The 24,489-nt window shown below is 62.9% G+C and carries 27 protein-coding genes; 9 read left to right on the top strand and 18 right to left on the bottom strand.

Features of this window, described 5'->3' with window-relative positions:
- Positions 1-81 precede the first annotated feature (81 nt).
- The 5 genes from BPRO_RS06270 to BPRO_RS06250 are packed head-to-tail and all read left to right on the top strand — an operon-like array spanning position 82 to position 4,254.
- Positions 82-1,725 carry a cbb3-type cytochrome c oxidase subunit I gene (locus tag BPRO_RS06270; protein ID WP_011482217.1) on the top strand — a complete coding sequence of 548 codons (1,644 nt, stop codon included), beginning with the start codon at positions 82-84 and terminating at the stop codon, positions 1,723-1,725.
- Positions 1,715-2,314, top strand: a complete 600-nt coding sequence (locus BPRO_RS06265; RefSeq protein ID WP_011482216.1) for a cbb3-type cytochrome c oxidase subunit II — start codon at positions 1,715-1,717, stop codon at positions 2,312-2,314. Before BPRO_RS06270 ends, BPRO_RS06265 begins: the two co-directional genes overlap by 11 nt.
- 19 nt (positions 2,315-2,333) lie before the next feature.
- A complete protein-coding gene (locus BPRO_RS06260; RefSeq protein WP_011482215.1) occupies positions 2,334-2,951 on the top strand; it encodes a c-type cytochrome in 618 nt (205 codons plus the stop codon).
- A complete protein-coding gene (locus BPRO_RS06255) occupies positions 2,948-3,640 on the top strand; it encodes an SCO family protein (RefSeq protein WP_011482214.1) in 693 nt (230 codons plus the stop codon). Before BPRO_RS06260 ends, BPRO_RS06255 begins: the two co-directional genes overlap by 4 nt.
- Positions 3,637-4,254, top strand: coding sequence for a hypothetical protein (locus tag BPRO_RS06250; RefSeq protein ID WP_011482213.1), 618 nt, complete (start codon positions 3,637-3,639; stop codon positions 4,252-4,254). The genes BPRO_RS06255 and BPRO_RS06250 overlap by 4 nt, the downstream gene beginning before the upstream one ends.
- Before the next feature lie 982 nt (positions 4,255-5,236).
- Here the strand turns inward: BPRO_RS06250 and BPRO_RS06240 are convergent.
- The 4 genes from BPRO_RS06240 to BPRO_RS06225 form a co-directional block, all read right to left on the bottom strand.
- Complete coding sequence (locus BPRO_RS06240) at positions 5,237-6,112, bottom strand: carbohydrate ABC transporter permease (RefSeq protein WP_011482210.1); 876 nt, start codon at positions 6,110-6,112, stop codon at positions 5,237-5,239.
- Positions 6,109-7,011, bottom strand: coding sequence for a carbohydrate ABC transporter permease (locus BPRO_RS06235; RefSeq protein WP_011482209.1), 903 nt, complete (start codon positions 7,009-7,011; stop codon positions 6,109-6,111). The genes BPRO_RS06240 and BPRO_RS06235 overlap by 4 nt, the downstream gene beginning before the upstream one ends.
- A gap of 133 nt (positions 7,012-7,144) precedes the next feature.
- Positions 7,145-8,473, bottom strand: coding sequence for an ABC transporter substrate-binding protein (locus BPRO_RS06230; protein ID WP_011482208.1), 1,329 nt, complete (start codon positions 8,471-8,473; stop codon positions 7,145-7,147).
- Between the two features lie 59 nt (positions 8,474-8,532).
- Complete coding sequence (locus BPRO_RS06225) at positions 8,533-9,606, bottom strand: ABC transporter ATP-binding protein (RefSeq protein WP_011482207.1); 1,074 nt, start codon at positions 9,604-9,606, stop codon at positions 8,533-8,535.
- A 452-nt stretch (positions 9,607-10,058) separates the two neighbouring features.
- Between BPRO_RS06225 and rpoH the strand changes: the two genes are divergently transcribed.
- Positions 10,059-11,027: an RNA polymerase sigma factor RpoH gene (rpoH, locus tag BPRO_RS06220; protein WP_011482206.1), complete on the top strand. Its 969-nt coding sequence runs from the start codon at positions 10,059-10,061 to the stop codon at positions 11,025-11,027.
- Positions 11,028-11,129: 102 nt separating this feature from the next.
- On the opposite strand, the gene BPRO_RS06215 is transcribed toward rpoH, so the two are convergent.
- From BPRO_RS06215 to BPRO_RS06195, 5 genes are all read right to left on the bottom strand, one after another.
- Entirely contained in the window at positions 11,130-11,759 is a 630-nt protein-coding gene (locus tag BPRO_RS06215; RefSeq protein WP_011482205.1) for an SCO family protein, read from the bottom strand.
- Positions 11,756-12,670: a heme o synthase gene (gene cyoE, locus BPRO_RS06210; protein WP_011482204.1), complete on the bottom strand. Its 915-nt coding sequence runs from the start codon at positions 12,668-12,670 to the stop codon at positions 11,756-11,758. Before cyoE ends, BPRO_RS06215 begins: the two co-directional genes overlap by 4 nt.
- Entirely contained in the window at positions 12,667-13,818 is a 1,152-nt protein-coding gene (locus tag BPRO_RS06205) for a COX15/CtaA family protein (protein WP_011482203.1), read from the bottom strand. The genes cyoE and BPRO_RS06205 overlap by 4 nt, the downstream gene beginning before the upstream one ends.
- Positions 13,819-14,020: 202 nt before the next feature.
- Positions 14,021-14,653 (bottom strand): hypothetical protein, encoded by a 633-nt coding sequence (locus BPRO_RS06200; protein WP_011482202.1) that lies wholly within the window; start codon positions 14,651-14,653, stop codon positions 14,021-14,023.
- A gap of 95 nt (positions 14,654-14,748) precedes the next feature.
- Positions 14,749-15,489, bottom strand: a complete 741-nt coding sequence (locus tag BPRO_RS06195; protein ID WP_011482201.1) for an SURF1 family protein — start codon at positions 15,487-15,489, stop codon at positions 14,749-14,751.
- An 18-nt stretch (positions 15,490-15,507) separates the two neighbouring features.
- Between BPRO_RS06195 and BPRO_RS06190 the strand changes: the two genes are divergently transcribed.
- Complete coding sequence (locus BPRO_RS06190) at positions 15,508-15,729, top strand: twin transmembrane helix small protein (protein WP_041388457.1); 222 nt, start codon at positions 15,508-15,510, stop codon at positions 15,727-15,729.
- A gap of 136 nt (positions 15,730-15,865) precedes the next feature.
- Here the strand turns inward: BPRO_RS06190 and BPRO_RS06185 are convergent, their stop codons facing one another.
- The 8 genes from BPRO_RS06185 to BPRO_RS06155 all read right to left on the bottom strand — a co-directional run bounded on the left by BPRO_RS06185 (position 15,866) and on the right by BPRO_RS06155 (position 22,612).
- On the bottom strand, positions 15,866-16,747 hold the full coding sequence (locus tag BPRO_RS06185) for a cytochrome c oxidase subunit 3 (protein ID WP_011482199.1): 882 nt from the start codon (positions 16,745-16,747) through the stop codon (positions 15,866-15,868).
- Between the two features lie 76 nt (positions 16,748-16,823).
- On the bottom strand, positions 16,824-17,033 hold the full coding sequence (locus tag BPRO_RS06180; protein WP_011482198.1) for a DUF2970 domain-containing protein: 210 nt from the start codon (positions 17,031-17,033) through the stop codon (positions 16,824-16,826).
- Positions 17,030-17,638: a cytochrome c oxidase assembly protein gene (locus tag BPRO_RS06175; protein WP_011482197.1), complete on the bottom strand. Its 609-nt coding sequence runs from the start codon at positions 17,636-17,638 to the stop codon at positions 17,030-17,032. The genes BPRO_RS06180 and BPRO_RS06175 overlap by 4 nt, the downstream gene beginning before the upstream one ends.
- Before the next feature lie 33 nt (positions 17,639-17,671).
- Positions 17,672-17,782, bottom strand: a complete 111-nt coding sequence (locus tag BPRO_RS30390; RefSeq protein WP_232291500.1) for a cytochrome oxidase small assembly protein — start codon at positions 17,780-17,782, stop codon at positions 17,672-17,674.
- Positions 17,783-17,808: 26 nt separating this feature from the next.
- On the bottom strand, positions 17,809-19,443 hold the full coding sequence (gene ctaD, locus BPRO_RS06170) for a cytochrome c oxidase subunit I (protein WP_011482196.1): 1,635 nt from the start codon (positions 19,441-19,443) through the stop codon (positions 17,809-17,811).
- Between the two features lie 105 nt (positions 19,444-19,548).
- Positions 19,549-20,724 (bottom strand): cytochrome c oxidase subunit II, encoded by a 1,176-nt coding sequence (coxB, locus tag BPRO_RS06165; protein WP_041389301.1) that lies wholly within the window; start codon positions 20,722-20,724, stop codon positions 19,549-19,551.
- Between the two features lie 149 nt (positions 20,725-20,873).
- On the bottom strand, positions 20,874-21,413 hold the full coding sequence (locus tag BPRO_RS06160) for a DUF2244 domain-containing protein (RefSeq protein ID WP_049764215.1): 540 nt from the start codon (positions 21,411-21,413) through the stop codon (positions 20,874-20,876).
- Between the two features lie 296 nt (positions 21,414-21,709).
- Positions 21,710-22,612, bottom strand: a complete 903-nt coding sequence (locus BPRO_RS06155; protein ID WP_011482193.1) for a methyltransferase domain-containing protein — start codon at positions 22,610-22,612, stop codon at positions 21,710-21,712.
- Between the two features lie 18 nt (positions 22,613-22,630).
- Between BPRO_RS06155 and BPRO_RS06150 the strand changes: the two genes are divergently transcribed.
- Both BPRO_RS06150 and trmL read left to right on the top strand, forming a co-directional pair.
- The gene (locus BPRO_RS06150; protein ID WP_011482192.1) at positions 22,631-23,446 is read left to right on the top strand and encodes a ComF family protein; all 816 of its coding nucleotides are present in this window, start codon (positions 22,631-22,633) and stop codon (positions 23,444-23,446) included.
- 56 nt (positions 23,447-23,502) lie between these two features.
- Positions 23,503-23,997 carry a tRNA (uridine(34)/cytosine(34)/5-carboxymethylaminomethyluridine(34)-2'-O)-methyltransferase TrmL gene (gene trmL / locus BPRO_RS06145; RefSeq protein WP_041388455.1) on the top strand — a complete coding sequence of 165 codons (495 nt, stop codon included), beginning with the start codon at positions 23,503-23,505 and terminating at the stop codon, positions 23,995-23,997.
- Here trmL and BPRO_RS06140 read toward each other — a convergent pair.
- Positions 23,988-24,443 (bottom strand): MaoC family dehydratase, encoded by a 456-nt coding sequence (locus tag BPRO_RS06140; protein WP_011482190.1) that lies wholly within the window; start codon positions 24,441-24,443, stop codon positions 23,988-23,990. The genes trmL and BPRO_RS06140 overlap by 10 nt on opposite strands.
- Between the last annotated feature and the right edge of the window lie 46 nt (positions 24,444-24,489).

The following is a 24,489-nucleotide window of genomic DNA, read 5'->3' as shown; positions in this document are numbered from 1 at the left end:
CAGCAATCAGGAGGAACCGATGCCCACCGAGACCCTGATGAATCTGCACCATCTGCAACCTTTGAACACACGGAGGCCATGATGGACAGTGCGATTTTGAGCCTGCTGGGCGCCTTTTTGTTGTCCATCATTGGCTTGTTTGCCTTCATCTGGTCACTGCGCAAAGGCCTGCTGGTGGAAAACCCGGGCGCGGCGTCGGTGATTTTTGCGCGCGGCGAGATCGGCCGCATCGACGACCCCTCCCTCGATGACAAGGCGCACGGCGCCATGCAGGCCGCCGCGCCGCCCGCGGCGGAACCCACGTCAGCCGACCAGGGCGAAGTCAGTGACCGCGTCGAGGCCGATCGCTCCAGCGCGTTCCCGGTGTTCATGTTCATCGCGTTTGCCTGCCTGTGGCTGCTGGTGGGCTCGGTCGCCGGATTGATCGCCTCCTACAAGCTGCATGAGCCCGACTGGCTGGTGCAGCAGGCCTGGCTGACCTTCGGGCGCATCCGCACGGTTCACCTCAACGCGGTGATCTACGGCTGGTCGTCCAATGCCGCGCTGGCGGTGATTCTGTGGCTGCTGCCACGCATGCTGCGCACGCGGCTGCATGGCGGCATCTGGGCCATGATGGGTGGCTCTTTGATCAACACCGGCATTGCCGCCGGCATTGGCGCGATTGCGGTGGGCTGGTCTGACGGCATGGAGTTTCTTGAAATTCCGTGGCAGATCGACATCTTCATCTTCGTCGGCTTTGCGCTGGTGATCCTGCCCGCGCTCTACACGCTCGTCAACCGCCGGATCGAGCATCTGTACGTGAGCGTCTGGTATTTCACGGCGGCCCTGCTGTGGATTGCCGTGCTGTTTGGCGTTGCCAACCTCCCCGGCGTACACACCGGCGTGCAGCAGGCAACCACCAACTGGTGGTATGGCCACAACGCACTGGGCTTGTGGTTTACGCCGGTGGCTGTGGGGGCCATTTATTACTTCCTGCCCAAAATCATCGGCCGGCCCGTGGTGTCCTACAACCTGTCGCTGCTGGGCTTCTGGACGCTGGCATTCTTTTACGGACAAGTCGGCGGTCACCACTTGATCGGCGGGCCGGTTCCCGGCTGGCTGACCACGCTGTCGATTGTGCAAAGCGTGATGATGATCATCCCGGTGCTGGCTTTTACCATCAACATGAAGGGCACGCTCAAGGGGCAGATGCATCTTGCGCGTTACTCGCCGACGCTGCGCTTCATGATGTTTGGCGGGCTGATGTACCTGGCCTCTTCCGTGCAGGGCTCGTTCGAGGCGCTGCGCAGCATCAACGCGGTGACGCACTTTACCCACTTCACGGTGGCACACGCGCACCTGGGCATGTACGCCTTCGTGACGATGGTATTTTTCGGGGCGATTTACTTCATGATGCCGCGCGTGCTGGAGTGGGAGTGGCCCTACCCCTGGCTGATCACGCTGCACTTCTGGCTGGCCGCCTTGGGCATCAGCATCTACTTCGTTGGCCTGACGATCGGCGGCTGGCTTCAGGGCACGGCCATGCTTGATGCGGCCCGGCCGTTCGGGGAATCGGTCGCCGTGACCTTGCCCTGGCTCAAGTCCAGAAGCGTCGGTGGGCTGGTGATGAGCCTGGGGCATCTGGTGTTTGTGGGCCACTTCCTGGCGATGGCGCTGCGTTTCGGCCCTGACCGAACCGGTGCGGCATTGTTCATGCAACCCCGGGAGGCCGCGCATGGAAAATGAAGTCAAACTGGCCGCTGGCGCGATGGTCGCACTCGCCATCGCCACCGCAGCGCTGGTCGTGATGCCCTACATCCAGGTACGCGATGTCAAACCACCGGCGGGCCTCAAGCCTTATACCGACCAGCAGCTGCGCGGGCGAGAGGTGTACATCGCCAACGGCTGCGTGTATTGCCACAGCCAGCAGCCGCGCGACCGCAATCTGGCGCCCGACCACACGCGCGGCTGGGGCCGCCCTTCGGTGCCGGCCGATTATGTGTACGACAAACCGCACCTGCTGGGCAGCATGCGCACCGGGCCGGACCTCTTCAACATCGGCGCGCGCCAGCCCAGCAAGGACTGGCATCTGGGCCACCTGTACCAGCCGCGTGCCTATGTGCCCGACTCCATCATGCCGTCGTATCCCTACATGTTTCTGGTCAAGGACGCGGCTGAAGAAGGCGACCAGGTGGTGACGCTGCCGCCGGTCTACGCGCCTTTTGGCAAGGTCGTGGTGGCCCGGCCGGAGGCACTGGATCTGGTCAAGTACCTGCAGGCGCTGAACCACACCTACCCCATCCTGCCGGCACCGGCCGTACCGGCAGCGCCTTGATGCACCCGAGGAGATTTTCATGGTGACCCCTGACCCACGGCAGCACCCGGCGGCGCAGCAACGCGAAACGGGAGACCCCTCCGAGCAGGTGCAGCCCATGCCCCTGCTGGCAGCTGCGATCACGCTGGTGATCGTGCTTCTGGGTGCCGGGTATATATTTTTCTCCGACCCGTTTGGCAATGCCGAGCTGGGTGACCGGCGCACCGTGGCCGACCTCACGGCCAAGGCGCCGGGCGCACCGGGCGCCGCCGGCCAGGCGGTAGACGGCAAGGCGCTTTACACGGGCAACTGCGCGTCCTGCCACCAGGCCACCGGCAAGGGCCTGCCCGGCGTGTTTCCGCCGCTGGACGGCTCTGAATGGGTGCAGGGAGAGCCGCGCGTGGTGGTTAACATCCTGCTGCACGGCATCACCGGCGAGATCGAGGTGGCCGGCAGCACCTACAAGGGCATGATGCCTTCGTTCAAGCAGTTGGGCGATGCCGAGCTGGCCGCCATTGCCAGCACCATTCGATCGGAATGGTCGAACAAGGCTGCAGCCATCACGCCAGAGCAATTCGCCGCCGAACGCAAGGACACGCGCCGCAGTGCGCCCTTTGCCAGCGGCGCTGAACTCAAGGCCTTGCCGGCGGCGCAATGATGGGACGGACGACCGCATTGAGCGTGCTCTTCGCACTGCTCGCCTATGCGGCAGGCGCCTGGCTCACGCATGATTTTCAGATCTGGACGGCCGAAGGCGCGCGCCGGCTCGAAGTGGCGCTCGCGCCGGTGCCCGCGCCCGCCACCCCGCTGCACGGGCCCGACATGGCAGACACCCCATTGCCTTTGCTGCTCACGGAGGGCGGCGGCGTCACCATCGTCGATTTTGTCTACACCCGCTGCCAGACGGTTTGCCTGGCACTGGGCAGCACTTTTCAGCAGCTGCAGGCCAACATCCAGGAAGGCCAACGCAACAGCCCGGCGGGCGCAAAGCGCGCAAAGGGCACAGCTGGCGTCAAGCTGCTGTCCATCAGTTTTGACCCGGCGCATGACCAGCCCGCCGCGCTGGCGGCCTATGCCGGCCGCCTCCAGGCCGACCCGCGCATCTGGCGTTTTGCCACGGCGCGTGATGAAACGGCGCTGCGTCCCTTGCTTGAGCGCTTTCAGGTGGTGGTGATTCCGGATGGCATGGGCGGCTTCGAGCACAACGCAGCATTGCTGGTGGTCGACGGCAGGGGCCGCCTCGTGCGCATCTTCGACTATGCCGACATGGACACCGCGCTGGCCTGGGCGCAGCACCTCGCGGCCACACAAGCCCACACGGCAAAGGCCGAAGGAGCCGCCGGATGAGTGCGCCGCACACCGCTGGCCCATGGCTGGCGCGCCACCAGACCCTGCTTGGCGGGCTGCTGCTGGCTGCCCTGCTGGTGCCACCGCTCAGGCGCGCGCTGGAGTCAGGCATGGCCACGCACATGCTGCTGCAGTTTCCCGCCCTGATCATGGCGGGCGGCCTGCTGGCCGCGGGCCTGTCACCCGCGTGGCGCCAGCGCCTGGATGCCTGCAACGCGCACGGCATGGCCGGGCTGGTTTTTGCCGCGCTGGTGCTGGCGCTGGCCATGGTGCCGCGCCTGCTCGATCTGGTGCTGGTCGATGCGCGAATTGAGGTTATGAAGTTGGCGGGCCTGCTGCTGTGCGGCGCCGCGCTGCGGCTGTCCTGGCAGGCCGCGGGCACCGTGGTGCAGGGCTTCTTTCTGGGCAACACGCTGCCAATGATGGCCATCGCGGGCACGCTCTATGAGGAGGCGCCTGTGCGCGTGTGCAATGCCTATCGGCTAGATGAACAACAGTTTGTCGGCGCGGCCCTGATCTGGGTAGCCAGTGCCCTGGCAGCGCTCTGGCTGGCGCAGGTGGGCTGGCGCCTGACACGGCCGCACACGCCTGCCTCTCCAAAGGCTGCGCGCTAGCTTTCTACGTTCTACGGTTCTACGGGGCGGGCACAGGACGCTATCTCGTGCGCCAAAATCTGAACCAGGGGGATGACCATCCCGGGGCAGCCAACACCACTACCGCCAGCCCAGGCGGGCCCGGTATTGCTCCCGCGTTTTCAGCCACGAGGAATCAGGAAATTACCGGTCACCGCGCCGGGAGCCACCGCCGTGACTCCCCCGAAAGCCGCCATGCCCACCCCGAAATCCCCGATCATGACTGCGATGACCGCTCCATGAGCTGAAGCCGAAGTTGAAGGACACAGGCGGGCCTATGTACAAAGGGTCATAGTAGTAGGGATAGGGGTAGACGTAAGGATAAGGGTAGGGATTGGCGTAAACGGGAGGCGCCACATAAACGGGTTGGCCGGTGGCATACGTTCCGTACGCATAGGGTCCAGGGTCGGCAGGCCCATAAACCGCGCATCCACCCAGGGCAGACACGACAACCAGCGAAAAGGTAAGGCGTTTCGCCACGCCTTTCATGGATTGCTTCATAGGCGTTAGAGACGCGGCGTTTCCCACAGTTCAGTGGAATTTTTGTTCTTTACACCCTCACCGCGGGGTGCAAGGGCTGCAAACCTGTGCCGCGCGCGGCGCCCTCAGGGTGGAGCCAGACGTAGTCGTCCGATCCCGGTGCAAACACCGCCGCAAAAGCCGGTGCGCTGTGGCGGGTGGGCACGCCAATGGTGGGTTCCAGCCTTTCCGCCAAAAACGCGTATTTGGTACCATGCAGAGCAAATTCAGCCAGGTTTTTCGGGTGTGGCCGGGCAGGATTGTCTGTCGCGGCGGACGATGTGTCCTGGGTTGACACACCCGCGCTTGGGGCCACACGCCGGACTCGCCTTGGCAATTCCTCACGCCGTTGGTGCGGCCTGCAACTCGAATGAGATCTTGTACGCTACCTCCCATGTCTTGGCGAAAACTCCGTTTCTCTGCGGTCAAGCCTTGACCCCACCGATCACTCCTTCACGGAGCCCGTCATCCCCGACACGTAGTACTCGACGAAGAATGAGTAGATGAATGCGACCGGCAGCGACCCGAACAGCGCGCCCGCCATCAGCGAGCCCCAGTGGTACACATCGCCTTCGACCAGCTCGGTGACCACGCCTACCGGCAACGTCTTGATCTCGCTCGACGAGACGAAGGTCAGCGCGTAGATGAACTCGTTCCATGACAGCGTGAACGCGAAGATGCCGGCCGAGATCAAGCCCGGCACCGCGAGCGGCAACACGATCTTGACGAGGATCTGCCAGCGTGTCGCCCCGTCAATCAGCGCGCATTCCTCCAGCTCGAACGGGATGGTCCTGAAGTAGCCCATCAGCAGCCAGGTGCAAAACGGGATCAGGAAGGTCGGGTAGGTCAGGATCAGCGCCAGCCGCGTATCGAACAAGCCGAGCTGGAACACCACCGAGGCCAGCGGAATGAACAGGATCGACGGCGGCACCAGGTAGGCCAGGAAGATGCCCAGCCCCACGTGCTTGGCGCCCGAGAAACGCAGCCGCTCGATCGCGTAGGCGGCCAGCACCGATGCGGCGAGCGAGAAAAAGGTGGAGACGACCGAGACCAGCACGGTGTTCCACATCCACTGCGGGTACGCGGTGTCGAACAACAGCTTCTTCACGTGCGCGAGCGTCGGCGCGATGATCCAGAACGGATTGCCGTCGCGCGAGAGCAGCTCGTTGTTGGGCTTGAACGCGGTGATGCCCATCCAGTAAAACGGGAACAGCAGCACGAACAGAAAGATGCACAGCGGCAGGTAGACCCGGAACAGCTTGCGCGGGGTGGAGTCGAGAAAGCTCATCCCGACCGTGTCGGTGCTCTTGTCCTGGCTCATTTGTCGGCCCCGCCCTGTTGCCACGCGCGGCGCTGCAGGCCGAAGTAGCTGAACATGATGGCGGCCAGCAGGAACGGCACCATCGCGATCGAGATCGCCGCGCCCTCGCCAAGCGCGCCGCCCGAGATCGCGCGCTGGAACGACAGCGTGGCCATCAGGTGGGTGGCGTTGAGCGGGCCGCCGCGCGTGATCACGTAGATCAGCTGGAAGTCGGTGAAGGTGAACAGCACCGAGAAGGTCATCACCACCGCGATGATCGGCGTGAGCAGCGGCAAGGTGACGTGGCGGAACTGTTGCCAGGGGGTGGCACCGTCGATCGCCGAGGCTTCGTAGTACGACGGCGAGATGGTCTGCAAGCCGGCGAGCAAGGTGATCGCGACGAAGGGTACGCCGCGCCACACGTTGGCCGCGATCACCGAGAAGCGAGCGTTCCACGGGCTGCCGAGGAAATCGATGTAGGTGTCGATGACACCCAGCTTCACCAGCACCCAGCTGATGATCGAGAACTGGGCGTCGAACAGCCACCAGAAGGCGATCGCCGACAAGGCCGTCGGCACGATGTAGGGCAGCAGGATCACCGCACGGAAGAAGGACTTGAAGCGGATGTTCTTGTTCAACAGCAGCGCCAGCCACAGGCCGAGGAAGAACTTTGCGACGCTCGCAATGGTTGTGTAGAACAGCGTGTTGAACAGCGCCAGCTGGGTGACGCTGTCGGTGGCGAGGAACACGTAGTTCTCGATGCCGATCCACTCGCCCGGCCGGCCGACCTTGGCGTCGGTGAAGCCCAGCCACACGCCCAGCCCGAGCGGATAGGTCAGGAACAGCAGCAGCAACACCGCCGCCGGCAACATGAAGATCAGCCCGAGCGCGTTGCGGCTGTTCTGCAACCTCTCAAGCATCACGAACCACCCGACGAAGGCGATCGGTTGCGCGTCCGCGCAACCGCGCCAAGTTGAACATCACGCCCGCCGTTCAGGCGGCGTGACGTTCGAACGCGGCGAGATGGTGCCGCATCGAAGGTGTCGCGCACCATCAGACTTTGTAGTAACGCTCGGCGCGCTTCTGCGCCCGCTCGGCCGCTTCCTTCGGCGTCTTCGAGCCGCTCGCCGCCTCGGCCACCATATTGACGACGATGAAGTCGGCGGCGGCACCCGCCGACGCGTAGCCGAGCTTGCCGGCGTAGCCTGCCGGGCGCAGGTTCTTCACGCAATCGCGGTACGGCGTGTGCTTCGGGTCCGAGGTCCAGATCGCCGACTTCGCGTACGCCGCCAGCGGCGGGGCGATGTAGCCGCCGGCCGCCGTGAGCCATGGGTCGAACTGTTCCTGCTCCATCATGAAGCGCAGGAACTCCTTGGCGGCCTGCGGGTACTTGGTGTACTTCATGATCATCTGGTTGAAGAACAGGTGCGACTCGGTCGGCACCCCCACCGGGCCGACCGGGTACTGGGCGTGGTAAACGTCTTCCTTGAGGTCCTTGACCTTCTGGTCGGTCGCGTTCTTGGTCGCGTAGTAGATCGAGATGCCGTTGTTGGTCAGGCTGATCTGGCTGTCGAGGAAGGCCTTGTTGTTGTTCGGATCGAGCCACGACAGGGTGCCGGGAACGAAGTTCGCGTACATCTCCTTCCCGTACTCGAGCGCCTTGATCGTCTCGGGGCTGTCGATCACAACCTTGTTGTCTTTGTCGACGAGCTTGCCGCCGTGCGACCAGATCAGCCAGTTGGTCCACAGGCCGTCGCCGGTGGCGTTGCCCAGCGCCATGCCGGCCGGCGTGCCCTTCTCCTTCAGCCCCTTGAGCAGGGCCAGGAAGCCGGCCGTGTCTTTCGGGAAGGTGTCGAAGCCGGCCGCCTTCACGTGGCTCTGGCGGTAGACCAGCATCGCGCCGGCGGCACCGAGGCCGATGCCGATCCACTTCTTGCCATCGGGGCGCAAATACGCCTCGCACGCCGGATACCAGCCCTCGTACTTCTTGCCCAGGTAGGTGGCCAGGTCGGTCACGTCGAGCAGCTTCTCGGGGTACAGGTTGGCGTCGTCGTTAGTCGACAGGATGATGTCGGGCCCGGCGCCGGTGTTCGCGGCCACCGCGGCCTTCGGGCGCACGTCTTCCCAGCCTTCGTTGTCGACCCGCACCTCGATGCCGGTCTTCTCGGTGAACTTCTTGACGTTGGCCATGTAGGCGTCGATGTCGCCCTGCACGAAACGGCTCCAGCGCAGCACGCGAAGCTTGGCGCCCTTCTCGGGCTTGAACGCAAGCGCCTGCGCGTGGACCGCGGGCGCAAACACCGCGGCCCCGGTGCCGACCGTGGCGGCGGCGACGACGCCGGCCGAGCTTTCGAGGAACTTGCGACGGTTGAACTCTGTCATGGCTTGTCTCCTTCTGTGATCAGTCGTGGATTGAGGTGGGAAAAAGGCATCAAGCGCGGTCAGGCCGCGAGGCGCTGGCCGGTGCTCGCATCGAACAGGTGCGCGCGCTGCAGGTCGGGCAGCAGATGGATGGTGCGGCCGGGTGCGAAGTCGTGTCGCTCGCGAAACACCGCCGAGAGGTCCACGCCCTCGTGTCGGCAGGCGATGAAGGTGTCCATCCCGGTGGGCTCCATCACGACCACATGGGCCGGAATGCCGCCGGCGTCAACGAGCGTCAAATGCTCGGGCCGGGTGCCAAAGATCACCGGCTGGCCATCCGCGCCGCCCGAGCGCGGCGGTGCGTCGAGCTGGGTGCCGTCGCCCAGCTCGATGCGCGCGCTGCCACCGGCGCGCTTCAGCGTGCCGGGCAGGAAGTTCATCGCCGGCGAGCCGATGAAGCCGGCGACGAACTGGTTGGCAGGATGGTCGTACAGATCCAGCGGGCTGCCGGTCTGCTCGATGCGGCCATCGCGCATCACGACAATCTTGTCGCCCATCGTCATCGCCTCGATCTGATCGTGGGTGACGTAGATCGAGGTGGTCTTCAGGCGCAAGTGCAGTTCCTTGATCTCGCTGCGCATCGCGACGCGCAGCTTGGCGTCGAGATTCGAGAGTGGTTCATCGAACAGGAACACCTGCGGATCGCGCACGATCGCGCGCCCCATCGCGACGCGTTGCCGCTGGCCGCCCGACAGTTGGCGCGGATAGCGCTCGAGCAGCGCGCCCAGCGCCAGGATCTCGGCGGCGCGCGCCACCTTGCTGGCTATCGTTGCCTTGTCCTGCTTGGCCAGTTCGAGCGAGAACGCCATGTTCTCGCGCACCGTCATGTGCGGGTACAGCGCGTAGTTCTGGAACACCATCGCGATGTCGCGCGCCTTCGGCGGTAAGTCGTTGACGCGCTTGTCGCCGATGCGGATCTCGCCGCCGCTGATCTGCTCCAGCCCGGCAATCATGCGCAGCAGCGTTGACTTGCCGCAGCCCGAGGGGCCGACCAGCACAGTAAACGAACCATCCTGGATCTCGATGTCCACGCCATGAAGGATGGGGACTTCGCCGAAGTTCTTCTTGACTGCCCTGATCGTGACGCCGGCCATACTCTCCGTTCCTGAAGGTTCCGGGCGAGAGCCGCCCCTGCCGTGTTGTGCCCGTGCCGCGCACGGCAAACCCACAACGCCGTGTCAGTATCAACACCGCCAGCCGCGCCCACCATCGGGGCTAACCACTAGTAGATTTTCAGGACAAAATCAGCCGCCAACCAAAGCAGCGCCGGGGATACAGGCTACTAAAACCATAGCAAAACCTCCAGCCGGACCACATCGACCGCAATAAATAACCTGGGGCCCCGGCAATGAACTCCGACACGCCTTTACAAACCTGTAACCAAACCCCCAGAACCAAGTCGACGCTGGAGGGTCATACCTACAACTGAGTGAAAACCAAGGGTTAGCACGTATTAGCCTTGCGCTATCCGCGGCATTGAACCTATTGCTTAGCACTCTCTCCAATGGAGTGCTAATATTTAAAACTAGAGAAAAGGAGTTCTGCTGTGTCATACGCTCTTTCCCCCCAGGCCCTGACGGGCGCCCTTGCTGTACCCGTGCCCCGCGCCGGTGCTGTGGCCACCGTCAACCCCTGGTCGCTGGTACCTCCGCTGGGCAACCTGGATGCCTACATTTCGGCGGTCAACCGTCTGCCCATGCTCACTTTGGAGCAGGAGCAGGAATTTGCCAAAAAGCTCAAAGAAAACAACGATCTCGACTCGGCCGGTAAGTTAGTGCTCTCTCACTTACGCCTGGTGGTGTCGATTTCCCGCAAATACCTGGGTTACGGGCTGCCGCATGGCGACCTGATCCAGGAGGGCAATATCGGCCTGATGAAGGCGGTCAAGCGCTTTGACCCGGAACAGAACGTGCGGCTGGTGAGCTATGCCATGCACTGGATCAAGGCCGAGATTCACGAGTACATCCTGAAAAACTGGCGCATGGTCAAGGTGGCCACCACCAAAGCCCAGCGCAAGCTGTTCTTCAACCTGCGCTCGATGAAACAGGGCTTCAAGGACGACGCCGATGTGGCGACGCACCGCGACACGCTGACCGAAGGCCAGATTGACTCGATGGCCAAAACACTGAACGTCAAGCGCGAGGAAGTCATCGAGATGGAGCAGCGCATGTCGGGCGGCGACGTGCTGCTGGACCCGAGCCCGAGCGACGACGGCGAAGACGCCTTTGGGCCGATTGCCTACCTGGCCGATGCCACGCAAGAGCCGACCGCCCTGATGGAATCCCGCCAGCGCGACAGCCTGGCTTCAGACGGCATCAGCGCCGCGCTGCAAGAGCTGGATCCACGTTCGCGCCGCATTGTGGAAGAGCGCTGGCTCAAGGTCAACGACGATGGCTCGGGTGGCATGACGCTGCACGACCTGGCGGACGAGTACCAGGTCAGCGCCGAACGGATTCGCCAGATTGAAGTCTCGGCAATGAAGAAAATGAAAAAGGTGCTGGCGGCCTACGCCTGAGCCGGCGATCTGCTGAGCCACCCTGGCACGCTGACGTGCAACCAGGCCCGCTCCCTTTAACAAGGTGCGGGCCTTTTTTATGGCCGCCACGTGGCGCTCTGCTCAGGTATTTTTGAGCAGCAGGCGGATGTCGGAAGCCAGGGCCTCGGGGCCGCCACCATAGCGGTTGTACAGCCGGATGCGGCCCTTGCTGTCAAAAACGTAGCTGCCCGCGGAATGGTCCAGGGTGTAGCTGCCCGGCGTTTTGCCATCGACCTTTTTGTAATAGACCTTGAAGTCCCTGGCAACTTCGGGCAGCTGGGCCATGGTAGGCCGCAGCGCCAGAAAGGTCGGGTCAAAATTGGCCATGTAGGCCTTGAGCAATTCGGCCGTGTCCCGCTCCGGGTCCATTGTGATGAAGATGGCCTGCAGCTTGTCGCCATCGGGGCCCAGCTGCTGCTTGACCTGGGCCAGTTCGGCCATGGAGGTCGGGCACACATCGGGGCATTGGGTATAACCAAAAAATACCACCACCACCTTGCCGGCAAAGTCTTTCAGCGTGCGCACCTGGCCGTTGTGGTCGGCCAGCGTAAAGCCCTGCGCGTAATCGGCGCCGGTCAGGTCAATGCTCTTGAACTGGGGCTTGTCGGGCGCGCAGGCCGTCAGGAGACCCGCCGTGATTGCCAGCAAGCCGGTACCAGCGATGGTTTGAAGGGCGAGCCGGCGGCTGGGTGGCAGGGTGAGAGATTTCATACGAGGTAATGGTCCAGCAGCAGGGCTGCGAATAACACCGAGAGATGGATCAGCGAAAAGCGGAAGGTCTTGCGCGCCAGGGCGTCCGAGTAGCTGCGCCACAGGCGCCACGCATGCCAGCTGAAGCCCACGCTGAGCACCACGGCCACCACGAGATAGAGCCAGCCGCTCATCTTGAAAACAAAGGGCATCAGGCAGGCGGCAAACAGTACCAGCGTGTACAAAAACACCTGCAGCCGCGTGAACTCGTTGCCATGCGTGACGGGCAGCATGGGCAAGCCCGACTTGCGGTAGTCCTCGACGCGGTACAACGCCAGCGCCCAGAAATGCGGGGGGGTCCAGAGGAAAATGATCAGGAAGAGGATGAGCGCCTCCGGTCCCACGGTGCCCGTCATGGCCGCCCAGCCCAGCACCGGCGGCATGGCACCCGAGGCGCCCCCGATCACGATGTTTTGCGGCGTGAGCGGCTTGAGGATCACGGTGTAGACCACCGCATAGCCGACAAAGGTGGCAAAGGTCAGCCACATGGTGAGCGGGTTGACCCACACATACAGAATCACCGAGCCGGCGGCGCACAGGGCGGCTGAGAAGGCCAGGGTCAGGGGGTTGCTGAGCTCGCCTTTGGCCGTGGGGCGCCAGGCCGTACGCCGCATCCTGGCGTCGATCCGCTGCTCGACGATGCAGTTGAAGGCCGCCGCGGCTCCCGCCACCAGCCAGATGCCGGCACAGGCAATCAGGGCCAGCTTGACCTCGGGCCAGGTCGGGACGTGGGGGACGGCCAGCACCATGCCGATCAACGCGCAGAACACAATGAGCTGCACCACGCGCGGCTTGGTCAGCGCGTAGAACTGGGCGAACCTGGACGGTGCGCGGGAATGGGGGGCCGAAGCGGCAGGGTTGCTGGGGTTCATGCGGACAATCTCGAAGCTTTCCATTTTGACGCATGGACTGCGCTGGGGATGCTGCGGCTGGAAAAAACGATGCCGGTGAGCACCACCACCAGCGCTGCGGCGCCGCCGGTGTGCGCCACCGCGGCCACCAGCGGCCAGCCCAGCACGACGTTGCTCAGGCCCGTGGCCGCCTGCAGCAGGGTGAGGCCGCCCAGCCAGCACGCATCAGGACGCAGGGCTGGCACGCGGTAAAGCCTGGCGGCCAGCAGCATCAGCACGGCAAACACCGCATAGGCGGCCAGACGGTGCGCGTAATGGATGGCGGTGAGTGCCTGAAAGCTGATATTGGCGCCGTCATGGCCGGCGCCCAGTTCGCGCCAGAGCGTGAATCCCTGGCTGAAATCCATCGCGGGCCACAGCGAGTTCTGGCAGCTCGGGAAGTCCGTGCAGGCAAGCACCGCGTAGTTGGTGCTGACCCAGCCCCCCAGGGCGATCTGCAGCCACAGCAGAGCGAACGCGGCGAAAACAAAAAGCCGGGTACCCGCGCTCAGCTCGACGATCGGGGAAGCCCCTTGCGCCTGCGCATAACGCACCGACTGCGCGCGCAGCAGCCCCAGCAAAATCAGGCCGCCGAGCAGGTGCAGTGTGACGATGGCCGGAAACAGTTTCATCGTGACGGTGAGCGCGCCGAACGCGCCTTGCAGGCACACCCACAGCAATGTCACCGTGGGCCACGCTGGCGAGATATGCGCCCGCTCGCGTTCCAGCCAGCTGACGATGGCAAGCGTGAGGATCAGCACGCCCACACCGGTGGCCAGATAGCGGTGAATCATTTCGATCCAGGCCTTGGTATGGGTGACCGGGCCCGTGGGCATGGCGCTCTGCGCGGCCTCGATATGCATTTGCGCGCCCACCGGGCTGGCACTGCCGTAGCAACCCGGCCAGTCTGGGCAGCCCAGGCCGGAATCTGTCAGGCGGGTGAAGGCACCAAAAATCACCAGGTCAAAGGTCAGGAACAACGTGACCAGGGTCAGCACGCGCAGGCGCCGCGAAACCGGCGCCTGTTTGTGGTGCAGCCAGACCCAGGCCAGCGGGCCGAGCGCGACCACCAGGCCCATGATCATCAGGCGCAGCGCGGGGCTCAGGTTATAGAGGTCTTGCGTGCTCATGTCTAAAGAGCGCCAGCCATTGCCATGCGCATTGGAATCCCAAACCAGCAGGGGCCGCGGAACCGGCTTCGCCAGACCATAGCAGTCACCACAGGGGTCTTACGCAAGCCGGGGCCGCGGGACTGGCTCCGCCAGACCGCAGGCGCAGCGCCCCCTCGGGGGGCAGAGAGCCACACGCAGTGGGCGAGCGTGGGGGCCATACTCAACGGCCTTCCTTGTCCCAGCTGCTGGAGGCGCGCAGCAGGCGTTCCAGGTCGCGCTTGGCCTTGGCAGCAGCTTCGGCGTCCATGCCGGCGGGAAAGCGCATCATCCAGTTGCCCAGCGGATCAACGAGGTAAAGGTGGTCCTGCAAGCGCTGGCCGGCGGCCGGTTCCAGCCACTTCGCCAGCTCCGCCGGTGCCACACGCAGCACGGTGGATGCGGCCAGCGCTGGCCGCAGCGCCTCACGCACGGCCACCTCGTCATTGACCAGCCAGACGCGGTCCAGCCGCTCTTTTTCCTTGCCCAGCGATTCACGCAGCTGCCGCTGGAAATACAGGTTGCTCTCGCAGCGCGCATCGCAGGCCCCGCCCGCGACGGTGATCAGCAGCCACTGGTCCTTCAGGGCCGGCAGTTCGCCCTTCTGTCCATCCAGGGCCTGCGTGGCAAGAGCCGGCAGCGGCCGCTGCGGATCGATCAGTTCGCCAAAATTGCGGCGACCTTCAGGCCGGATCACGTAGTACGTGAAATAAGACGCGATGACCGGCGCAGCGCACACCAGCAGCACCGCCAGCATTTTCCAGCGGCCGGCAACGGTACCGGGGGCGCGTGCATGCGAGGCGTCCAGCATCGGCATGGCGTGCACCGTCAGGCCGAGCGGCTGGTCTTGCGCCGCAGACGCACCGGCATGCGGTGAAGAAAATTCGGTTTTGTCGTTTGTCACGGCGTTTGTCAGGGCAGTTGGGCGCGGCGTTGGACGCGCAGGGGATGAATCACTTGAAACCAGACATACAGGACGACCACCAGGCTGCACAGCGCGAACCACTGGAAAGCATAGCCGTAGTGTTTATCGACCCCCAGGTTGGGCGCCGCCCATTCGCGCAGCAGGCCCTCACCCGGCGCGCCGGTCTGCAGCAACGCGACACCGAGCAGTGGCAAACCCGTTTCAACACGAAACGCGTTCAGGTCCAGATTTTGCCGGATGCGGCCCGCATCCTCGCCCTTGAACTCGTATAGCTTGGACGGCGGCGGGGCAATACGGCCCTCGACGGTCACCAGCCCCGCCGGCGTCGAGACTTCCGGCAGCCGCGTGCGGCGGGTGAAATCGCGCGGCACCCAGCCACGCTGGACCAACACCACCTGGCTGCTGCCTTGCAATGCCAGCGGCGTCAGCACCCAGAAACCCGTCTTGCCGCCCATGGGCCGATTGTCCAGGTAAATCGTGTGCGCAGGCTGCCAGACGCCTTGAATCGAAACTCGCCGGTGCGTTTCATTTGCTATATCTTTAATAGCAAAAAAGGTCTGGTTGTCCAACGGAGAAAGTCCATTTTTGGCTTCAACGGCAGCGTGAAGCGCTTCTTTCTGGGCGGCGCGGCGCAACTGCCATTGGCCCAGGGAAAAAGTACTCCCCGCAACAAGCAGCGCTGCCAGCGTGAGTAGCCAGAAACGGGGCGAATGCAAACGGGATGTCATCGACGGATAATCCTGGTCATGACTTATCTTGTTGCCCTGGCGTTTATCGCCATCATCGCCAGCCTGGCCTCCGCCCTCTTCTTCATGCTCAAGGACGGCACCGACGGCAAGCGCAAAACCAGCAACATGGCGCGCGCCCTGGCGTTCCGTGTCGGGTTTTCGGTCTTGCTGTTCGTGTGCATTCTCATTGCGTGGAAAATGGGCTACATACAACCAACCGGCATACCGGTCGGCAAATAAAAACATAACGCTCAAAAGCAAAGGCCGCTGAGTGCGGCCTTTGCTTTTATTGTCGCACCTGCCGCGGCAAGCGGTAGGACTTCACGTACGTGCAGACCACCATAGGCCTGCGCGCACCGCGCCTGAAAATCGCGCCTTACAGCCAGTAAACGAGGATGTAAAGACCCAGCCAGACCACGTCCACAAAGTGCCAGTACCAGGCGGCACCTTCAAAGCCGAAATGCTTTTCCGGCGTGAAGTGGCCTTTTTGCAGGCGCAGGGTAATGAACAGCAGCATCAGCATGCCGACAAACACGTGAAAACCGTGGAAGCCCGTCAGCATGTAAAAGGTGGAGCCATACACGCCCGAGGTGAGCTTGAGGTTGAGCTCGGAATAGGCATGGGCGTACTCGTAACCCTGCACACCCAGGAAGATGATGCCCAACAGCACCGTCGCCCACATGAAGGCAATGGTCAGGCCGCGATGGTTATCGCGCAGGGCATGGTGGGCAATGGTCAGCGTCACACCCGAACTGAGCAGCAGCGCGGTGTTGATGGTAGGCAACCAGAACGGCGTCATGGTGGTGAACGGCTCGATGATGTCGGCAGGCGAGGCGGTGACACCCGCGGCAACACTGGGCCAGACAGCCTTGAAGTCAGGCCACAGCAGCGCGTTGTCAAGGCTTCCGAGTGCGGGCACTGAATGCGAGCGGGCCCACCAGAGTGCCGTGAAGAAGGCACCGAAGAACATCACTTCGGAAAAAATGAACCAGCTCATGCTCCAGCGGAACGACAGGTCGATCTTGCGGCCGTACAGGCCGCTTTCACTTTCACCAATGGCGTCACGGAACCACTGAAAAAGGGTGACAAGCCACCACACCAGGCCGAAGGCCAGCGACCAGGCACCCCAGCCCGCGCCATTGATCCACTGGCTGGCGCCGAGGATCACAAAAAACAGGCCAATGGCCGCCATCACCGGATGCCGGGAAGGGCTGGGCACGAAGTAGTGTGGGGTTCCCGCATGGGTTGCTGATGACATCGCTCGACTCCTGTTCTCTCGAATTTTCAATAATTTTCTGATTCAATACCGTGAAAGTTTGCTGCGCACCGGGCCCCTAGCGCGCAACCATCCAGTTCACCAGCAGCACCAAAGCCGCCACAAATACAAAAACACCCACCAGGCCCGCCACAATGATGTGGATGGGATTTAAATTCTTGACGTCCTCTTCGTAGTCACCGCGAGCCCGCAAGCCCACAAAAGACCACGCGACCGCTTTGACGGTGCGCCAGATTGATTTTTTGGGGGGAACGCCAGCCATATTCATGCGCCAGTCCGCAGGCCAGCCGCTGCTGCCTGAGGGGTGGCAGAGGTGGCCGGAGCAGCGGGCGTCTTGCCGCCCACTTCAAAAAAAGTGTAGGACAGCGTGATGGTGCTGACGTCCCTGGACAGCTTCGGATCGATCACGAAAGCCACAGGCCACTGCTTTTTCTCGCCGGGTGCCAGCGTGTACTGGCTGAAGCAGAAACACTCCAGCTTGTTGAAATGAGCACCCGCCTGGGCCGGGGCGTAGCTTGGAATGGCCTGGGCCGACATGGTGCGGTTCTGCACATTCTGGAACTCGTACATCACCGTGGTCAATTCACCGGGGTGCACCTGCAGCGTGTTCTGGGCCGGCTTGAAATGCCAGGGCCCGCGCGAGTTGGCATCAAACTCCACCGTGATGGTCCGACTGCGGTCCACCTGCGTGTTGGCCGGCAACTGGGGCGTGGCACCCGGAATTTGCCGGTCGGAAAGGGCCAGCACGTTGATGCCGGTCATTTCGCAAATGGCCTTGTAGATGGGCACCAGCGCATAGCCAAAAGCGAACATGCCGAGCACGATAACGCCCAGCTTGCCCACCATCCTGAAGTTCTCGCGCTTGAGCCGCATCAAAGTTGTGCCTGTTGACTAGCGTTGACTGGCTCAGTGGCCCAGAAAAATCATTTTGGCCATGAAACCCGCAAAAAAGACGAGCGCGACCGAAGCCAGGATCAGTGCCAGCCGCAAATTGCTTTTCTTTTGGTCAGGTGTCATCGTGCGCTATCGGGTTATCGGGTGGTTCAACCAATCACGCGGGTTGCCGTGGCATCCAGCTTGGGAGGGGTTTCAAAGGTGTGAAAAGGAGCTGGCGACGGGACTTCCCACTCCAGGCCTTCAGCGCCTTTGCCTCCCTCGTCAACCCAGGGGTTCTGCCTGGCGGGTGCGCCTTGGCCGCGCATCGTGGGCACCACGATGAACAGGAAGAAGTACACCTGTGCCACACCGAAGAAGAAGGCTCCCACGGTGGCAATTGCGTTGAAGTCGGCAAACTGCATCGGGTAGTCGGCATAGCGGCGCGGCATGCCGGCAAGGCCCAGGAAGTGCATCGGGAAGAATGTCACGTTAAAGGAAATCAGCGACCACCAGAAGTGGATCTTGCCGCGGGTTTCGTTGTACATCACGCCGGTCCACTTGGGCGACCAGTAGTAGTAACCGGCAAACAGGGCGTACAGCGAACCGGCCACCAGCACGTAGTGGAAGTGGGCCACCACGTAGTACGTGTCCTGCAGCTGGGTGTCAATCGGCGCGACCGACAAAATCACACCCGTCAGGCCACCGATGGTGAACACGAAGATGAAACCGACGGCAAACAGCATGGGCGTCTCGAACGTCATCGAGCCCTTCCACATGGTGGCAATCCAGTTGAACACTTTCACGCCGGTGGGCACCGCGATCAGCATGGTCGAGTACATGAAGAACAGCTGGCCGGTCACGGGCATGCCGGTGGTGAACATGTGGTGCGCCCACACGACAAAGCTCAGGATCGCGATGGAGCCGGTGGCATACACCATCGAGGCGTAGCCGAACAAGCGCTTGCGCGAGAACGCGGGGATGATCTGGCTGATGATGCCGAAGGCCGGCAGAATCATGATGTACACCTCGGGGTGGCCGAAGAACCAGAAGATATGCTGGTACATCACCGGGTCACCGCCGCCGGCGGGGTTGAAGAAGCTGGTGCCAAAGTGGCGATCCGTCAGCGTCATGGTGATGGCGCCGGCCAGCACGGGCATCACGGCGATCAGCAGGTAGGCGGTGATCAGCCAGGTCCAGCAGAACATCGGCATCTTCATCAGCGTCATGCCGGGTGCGCGCATGTTCAGGATGGTCACGATGATGTTGATCGAGCCCATGATGGACGAAGCGCCCAGAATGTGCATCGCAAAAATACCGGCATCCATGGACGGCCCCATCTGCAGCGTCAGCGGCGCGTAGAGCGTCCAGCCGGCAGCGGGTGCACCGCCCGGCATGAAAAACGAGGTGGCCAGCATCAGGCCGGCAGGAATCATCAGCCAGAAGCTGAAGTTGTTCATGCGGGCAAACGCCATGTCGGCCGCACCGATCTGCAGCGGAATCATCCAGTTCGCGAAACCCACGAAGGCCGGCATGATGGCGCCGAACACCATGATCAGGCCGTGCATGGTCGTGAGCTGGTTGAACAGTTCAGGGTTCACCAGTTGCAGGCCGGGCTGGAACAGTTCAGCGCGAATCAACAGGGCCAGCACGCCACCAAACATCAGCATGAAGAAACTGAACAGCAGGTACAGCGTGCCAATGTCCTTGTGGTTGGTCGCGAATACCCAACGACGCCAGCCCGTCGGGGCATGGTGGTCGTGGTCATCATGCGCGTGGTCGTGATGGTCTAGAACTGCACTCATCTTGGCTTCCTTTGGTGGCTTGTGCCTGTAGCTTTGTCTTTACGGCTGACGAAATGGTCTTGCGGTATCGGGGATTTGGGGCAGGACGACCTGCCCGCGGGTGTATTACTTGCGTGCTGCCTGGATCTGCGCAGGCTGCACGATACGGCCCGTCTGGTTGGACCAGTTGTTCTTGGTGTAGGTGACCACCGCGGCCAGATCGGTATCGCTCAGTGCCTTCCACGAAGGCATGGCACCACCGGCTGCACCGTTGAGTACGGTCTGGATCTGCTTGGCGTGATCGGCATCCAGCACGACGGCGGCACCGTCCAGCGGCTTGATCGGGCCTGCGCCCTTGCCGTTGGCCTGGTGGCAGGCTGCGCAATTGGCCGCATAGACCTTCTCGCCGCGGGCCTTCAGATCCACCAGGGTCCAGACCTTGGTCGGATCATCCGCCTTGGCGGCAGCTTCCTTCGCCTTGACCGCCACCCAGGCGCTGTAATCCTGGGCGGACACCACTTTCACGTGGATGGGCATGTAGGCGTGTTCCTTGCCGCACAACTCGGCGCACTGGCCATAGTAGTCACCGATTTTTTCGGCACGGAACCAGGTGTCGCGCACAAAGCCGGGAATCGCATCCTGCTTGATGCCGAATGCCGGCACCATGAAGGCATGGATCACGTCGCTGGCCGTGGTGATGATACGGATTTTCTTGTTGACCGGAACGACCAGCGGGTTATCGACCTTGAGCAGGTAGTTGTCTGGCGCTTGACCGGCTTTCGGGCCGCCCTGGTCTGACATTTCACGATGCGTGTTGTCGAGCGTGGAGACAAAGCCGATGCCCTCCCCTTCGCCCTTGATGTAGTCGTAACCCCATTTCCACTGGATACCCGTGGCCTTGATGGTGAGGTCGGCGCTGGTCGTGTCTTTTTGGGCCACCAGCACTTTGGTGGCTGGCAAGGCCATGGCGATCACGATGAGGAAAGGCACGATGGTCCAGGCAATTTCAACCGCGGTGGACTCATGGAAGTTGGCCGACTTGTGGCCCACCGATTTGCGGTGCTTCCAGATGGAATAGAACATCACAGCGAACACCGCGACAAAAATCACGAGGCAGATGATCATCATGAACCAGTGCAGCCAGTTCTGCTCTTCTGCAATTTTGGTGACTGCTGGATGCAAGTTGAGCTGATTGACAGCCGGCCCACCGGGCAGGTCGTTGACGGCATGGGCGGCGGTGCTGACCCAGGCGGCCGCAGAGGCCAGAATTGCGCCTGCATGCTGCATGCCAAGCCGTGTCATTTTGCTCATGGTGTTGCTTACGTTCATCGTGATCACTTTTATTGCTTCCATTACTCACCGAACTATCCGACCAAATTAACCGGCGATTATAAAGTTAGCGGCAGGTCACCCTGCCGCAACTGTACTGACACAAGATTTTCAGCGCACACTCAACAACTTCGCAGCGCGCAGCGTATCTCCCGGGCCAGTGCGGGACGCAATTCAGGCCGCACATGCCGCCCCACCCGCACCGACCGCCCCTGACCGGACACCTCAATCAGCGAACCGTCTCCATCCTTGGGCTCGATCCGAACCCACTCACGATTGAACTCGGCTCGTTGCGTACGCCCTGCCGTTTCCAGCTCAACCACCAGCCGCTCACCCTGCAGGACGATTTTTTCACCGTCGGTTGCATGGCGCGCATACGCCAGAAAAGCTGCCCCCACCGCCAATAACTCCAGCCACGCGAAGGGCATGACCAGCGTGGCGCCCTGTGCCCAGAAAAATGCTGCGATACCCAGCGACATCACGCACAGCGACACATAAAGCCATCCGAGTTGAGCCGGCGTGACAGAACAGTGACGCTTGAGAAGCCACTGCACAGTCCCCTGACCGTGACTGCCCTGCGCGGGCAAGGTGGCGAAACGAAACGCTGGTGTTGGCTGCAGCACGTGGCAACCCCCCAAAAAACTGCAACCAATACGCCGCATTGGCCGCATGAGGCGCGGGAACATACCCAGAAATTCTGTTTCGGATTGTAGCCCGGTTTAACGCCCCATCCTTCAGTCAAAACCGCTTGCCCCGCGCTTGCCGAAAGGCCGGCCCACCAGGCCCAACGATGCTTTGGCAGGCCCAGCTCGAACGACATGCGGCAAGGGGCCGAACAGTGTCGGGTTCGACCCGAAAATCCAATGAAGAAAATCTCCTCATCCTCCTCATCCTCCTCATCCTCCTCATCCTCCTCATCGTGCGCAGCGCCGCGGCCCCAAAGGCCGCCCGCCGCAACTCAGGAGTGAGGCCGCTGCCCGTGCAGCATGCTGCGCATGTCTTCCACCGACACCGCACTGAGCGCGCTCACCTTGATTTTGGGCGGCGCCTTGAGCGCGTGGCCGTAAATGACTTCGAACGTGAGCGACAGCCGGCCATCATCACCGCGCACCAGATGCCGGGCCAGCGCCTGCTCCAGCCGCGCCTTCCAGGCCCGCCCGCGCAGGGCAGGAAAGCGGGCAGGATGGAAGTTGCGACCCAGCTCGGCCAGCTCCTGCAAGAGACGAGCAGGGGTCTCATAGGTCAGGATGATGCGTTCCATGTCCATCACGGGTTCGGCAAAACCGGTTTGCACCAGCATGTCGCCCCAGTCGTGCATGTCGGTCAATTCATGGCCTGCGGGCGGCCAGCCCAGCTGGGTGTAGAGCTCGCGCAATTCCCGCGCGGTATCGGGCCCGAGGCACGAAAACATCAAAAACCCATTGACCTTCAATGCCTGATGCCACTGGGCCAGCAGGGCTTGCGGATCGGCTGACTCATGCAGCGCCATATTGGCCCACAACATGTCCACGCTGGCCGGTGGCGGCGTTTCAAAGCGCGGGCGGGCGGCTCCCCACTGCTTGGGGCTCCACCATGAAGACGCTATCTTTTTCATAGCCTCTTGAGACCGCTCCATGCTGGCCTCCGCCACATAACAGGCTGAATTTTGGTAGATTTTTGCCAATTGGGCGTGGGCCTGCAGACCGCCACGCACAGCGCCCCAGTGCGCCCAGGCCTCGGGCTGCAGCTTGATCCACTGCAGCCTGTCCTGCATGCGGCGGGCCACTTCCTCATGCAGCCACGGCGAGGCCAGCGGCGCCGTGCGCTGCCAGCGGCTGACGGCAAGCGGATCGAGTGTGGGCGGACGCTGGGTGGTGGTCATGGGCAGGAGGTCAATGCGGTGCGCAGAAAGGTACGCGAGTATATTGACACGGTGTCTGCACGCTCGCCCTCCTCCCGTTTATTTACCCGTTTTTTCCAGCCTTTGTCGCTGCCGCGGCTACCTGGCCTGGTCAGCCAGTGCGCAGTCTGCCGCAGTTGGCCGGCGCGCCAGGTGTGCCAGCCCTGCCAGGCGCGTTTTGCGCCGGTGCAGCATCGCTGCGCCGGCTGCGCGCTGACCCTGCCGGCCGACCTGTCCATGGGTTTGAGAAGCGGTCCCCGCGCGTGTGGCAGTTGCGTACGCCAGCGGCCGCCGCTGGATGGGGCGCTGGCGGCGGTGCCGTATGCCTACCCCTGGTCGACGCTGATTGCCGGCTACAAATTTGGCGCGCAGCCCGGCTGGGCCGCTTTCTTTGCGGACATGCTGCTGCAGACGCCCGGCGTGCTGCAGGTACTGGAGGACCTGCAGGCCAGCGACTGGATTGTGCCGGTGCCGCTGTCGTCAGCACGGCTGCAAAAGCGGGGATTCAACCAGGCCTGGGAACTGGCCAGCGCGCTGGCCCGGCAGTCGCGGACCACAGGCCGGGCCGATGCGCGCCTGCTGCTGCGCGTCAGGGACACGCGCCCGCAAAGCGAGCTCAAGCGCGAGGCCCGGCTGGCGAATGTCGAGGGAGCCTTTCTGGTCGATCCGCTGCGCGTGGGCGAGCTGGAAGGCCGGCGCGTGCTGCTGGTCGATGACGTGATGACCAGCGGTGCCTCGCTGTTCACCGCCGCCCGGGCCCTGCGCGAAGCCGGTGCTGCCCACATCACGGCGGTGGTGCTGGCGCGCACGGAGTAATGGCCCCCACGTTCGCTCACTGCGTGTCGTACCCGGCTAGCAACGACAATTCAGCCATGTTCAATATTGTTCTCGTCGAGCCTGAAATTCCGCCCAATACGGGCAACGTGATTCGCCTGGCGGCCAACACGGGTTGCCGTCTTCATCTGGTGGAGCCCTTGGGCTTTTCGATGGACGACAAGCACATGCGGCGCGCCGGGCTGGATTATCACGAGTACGCCCAAGTGCTGCGCCATGCGAGCTGGCAGGCGCTGCTGGACAGCCAGCGGCCGCCCGCCGGACGGCTCTTCGCCATGACGACGCATGGCGCCGGCAGCGTGTACGACATGCGTTTCCTGCCGGGTGACTGGCTGGTGTTTGGCGCTGAAACCCGGGGCCTGGCGCCTGACGTACGGGAATCCTTTCCGATGGCCCAGCGCCTGAGGGTGCCCATGCAGCCCGGCCAGCGCAGCCTCAATTTGTCCAACACCGTCGCGGTGACGGTGTTTGAGGCCTGGCGCCAGAACGGTTTCGCCGGGTCACACCATCCAGCCGCCGCCGATCAGGGGTAACGCCGCACCAGTGATTCGGCCACGCACACCGGCTTGGCCGAGCCTTCGCGCTCCACCGTTACCTCCCAGGTCATCTGCATGCCGGCGTTGTCGATCGGCTCGGCCGCCAGCAGCTTCATGCGGGCACGCAGGCGGCTGCCCACGGGCACGGGAGCCGTGAAACGCACCTTGTTCAGGCCGTAGTTCACGCCCATGCGCGAGCCAATGATCTCGAACGATGACTCAAAAAACTGCGGCAGCAGCGACAGCGTCAGGAAACCGTGTGCGATGGGTCCGCCGAAGGGGCCGGTCGCGGCCTTTTCGGGGTCAACGTGGATCCACTGGTGGTCGCCCGTGGCCTCGGCAAACAGGTTGACCTGCTGCTGCGTGATGGTGAGCCACTCGCTGACAGCGACTTCCTGGCCGGTACAGGCCGCCAGTTCGGACAGGGTTTGAAAGGTCTTCATGGCCCGACTTTAGCGGCTGCAAGGGGCCGTGCTTGTCGGATCAGCG

It is taken from the genome of Polaromonas sp. JS666, assembly GCF_000013865.1.
In the GTDB taxonomy this organism is placed as follows: Bacteria; Pseudomonadota; Gammaproteobacteria; order Burkholderiales; family Burkholderiaceae_C; genus Polaromonas.
Note: the sequence above shows the minus strand (reverse complement) of the source record. Positions and strands in the feature narration are given on the sequence as shown.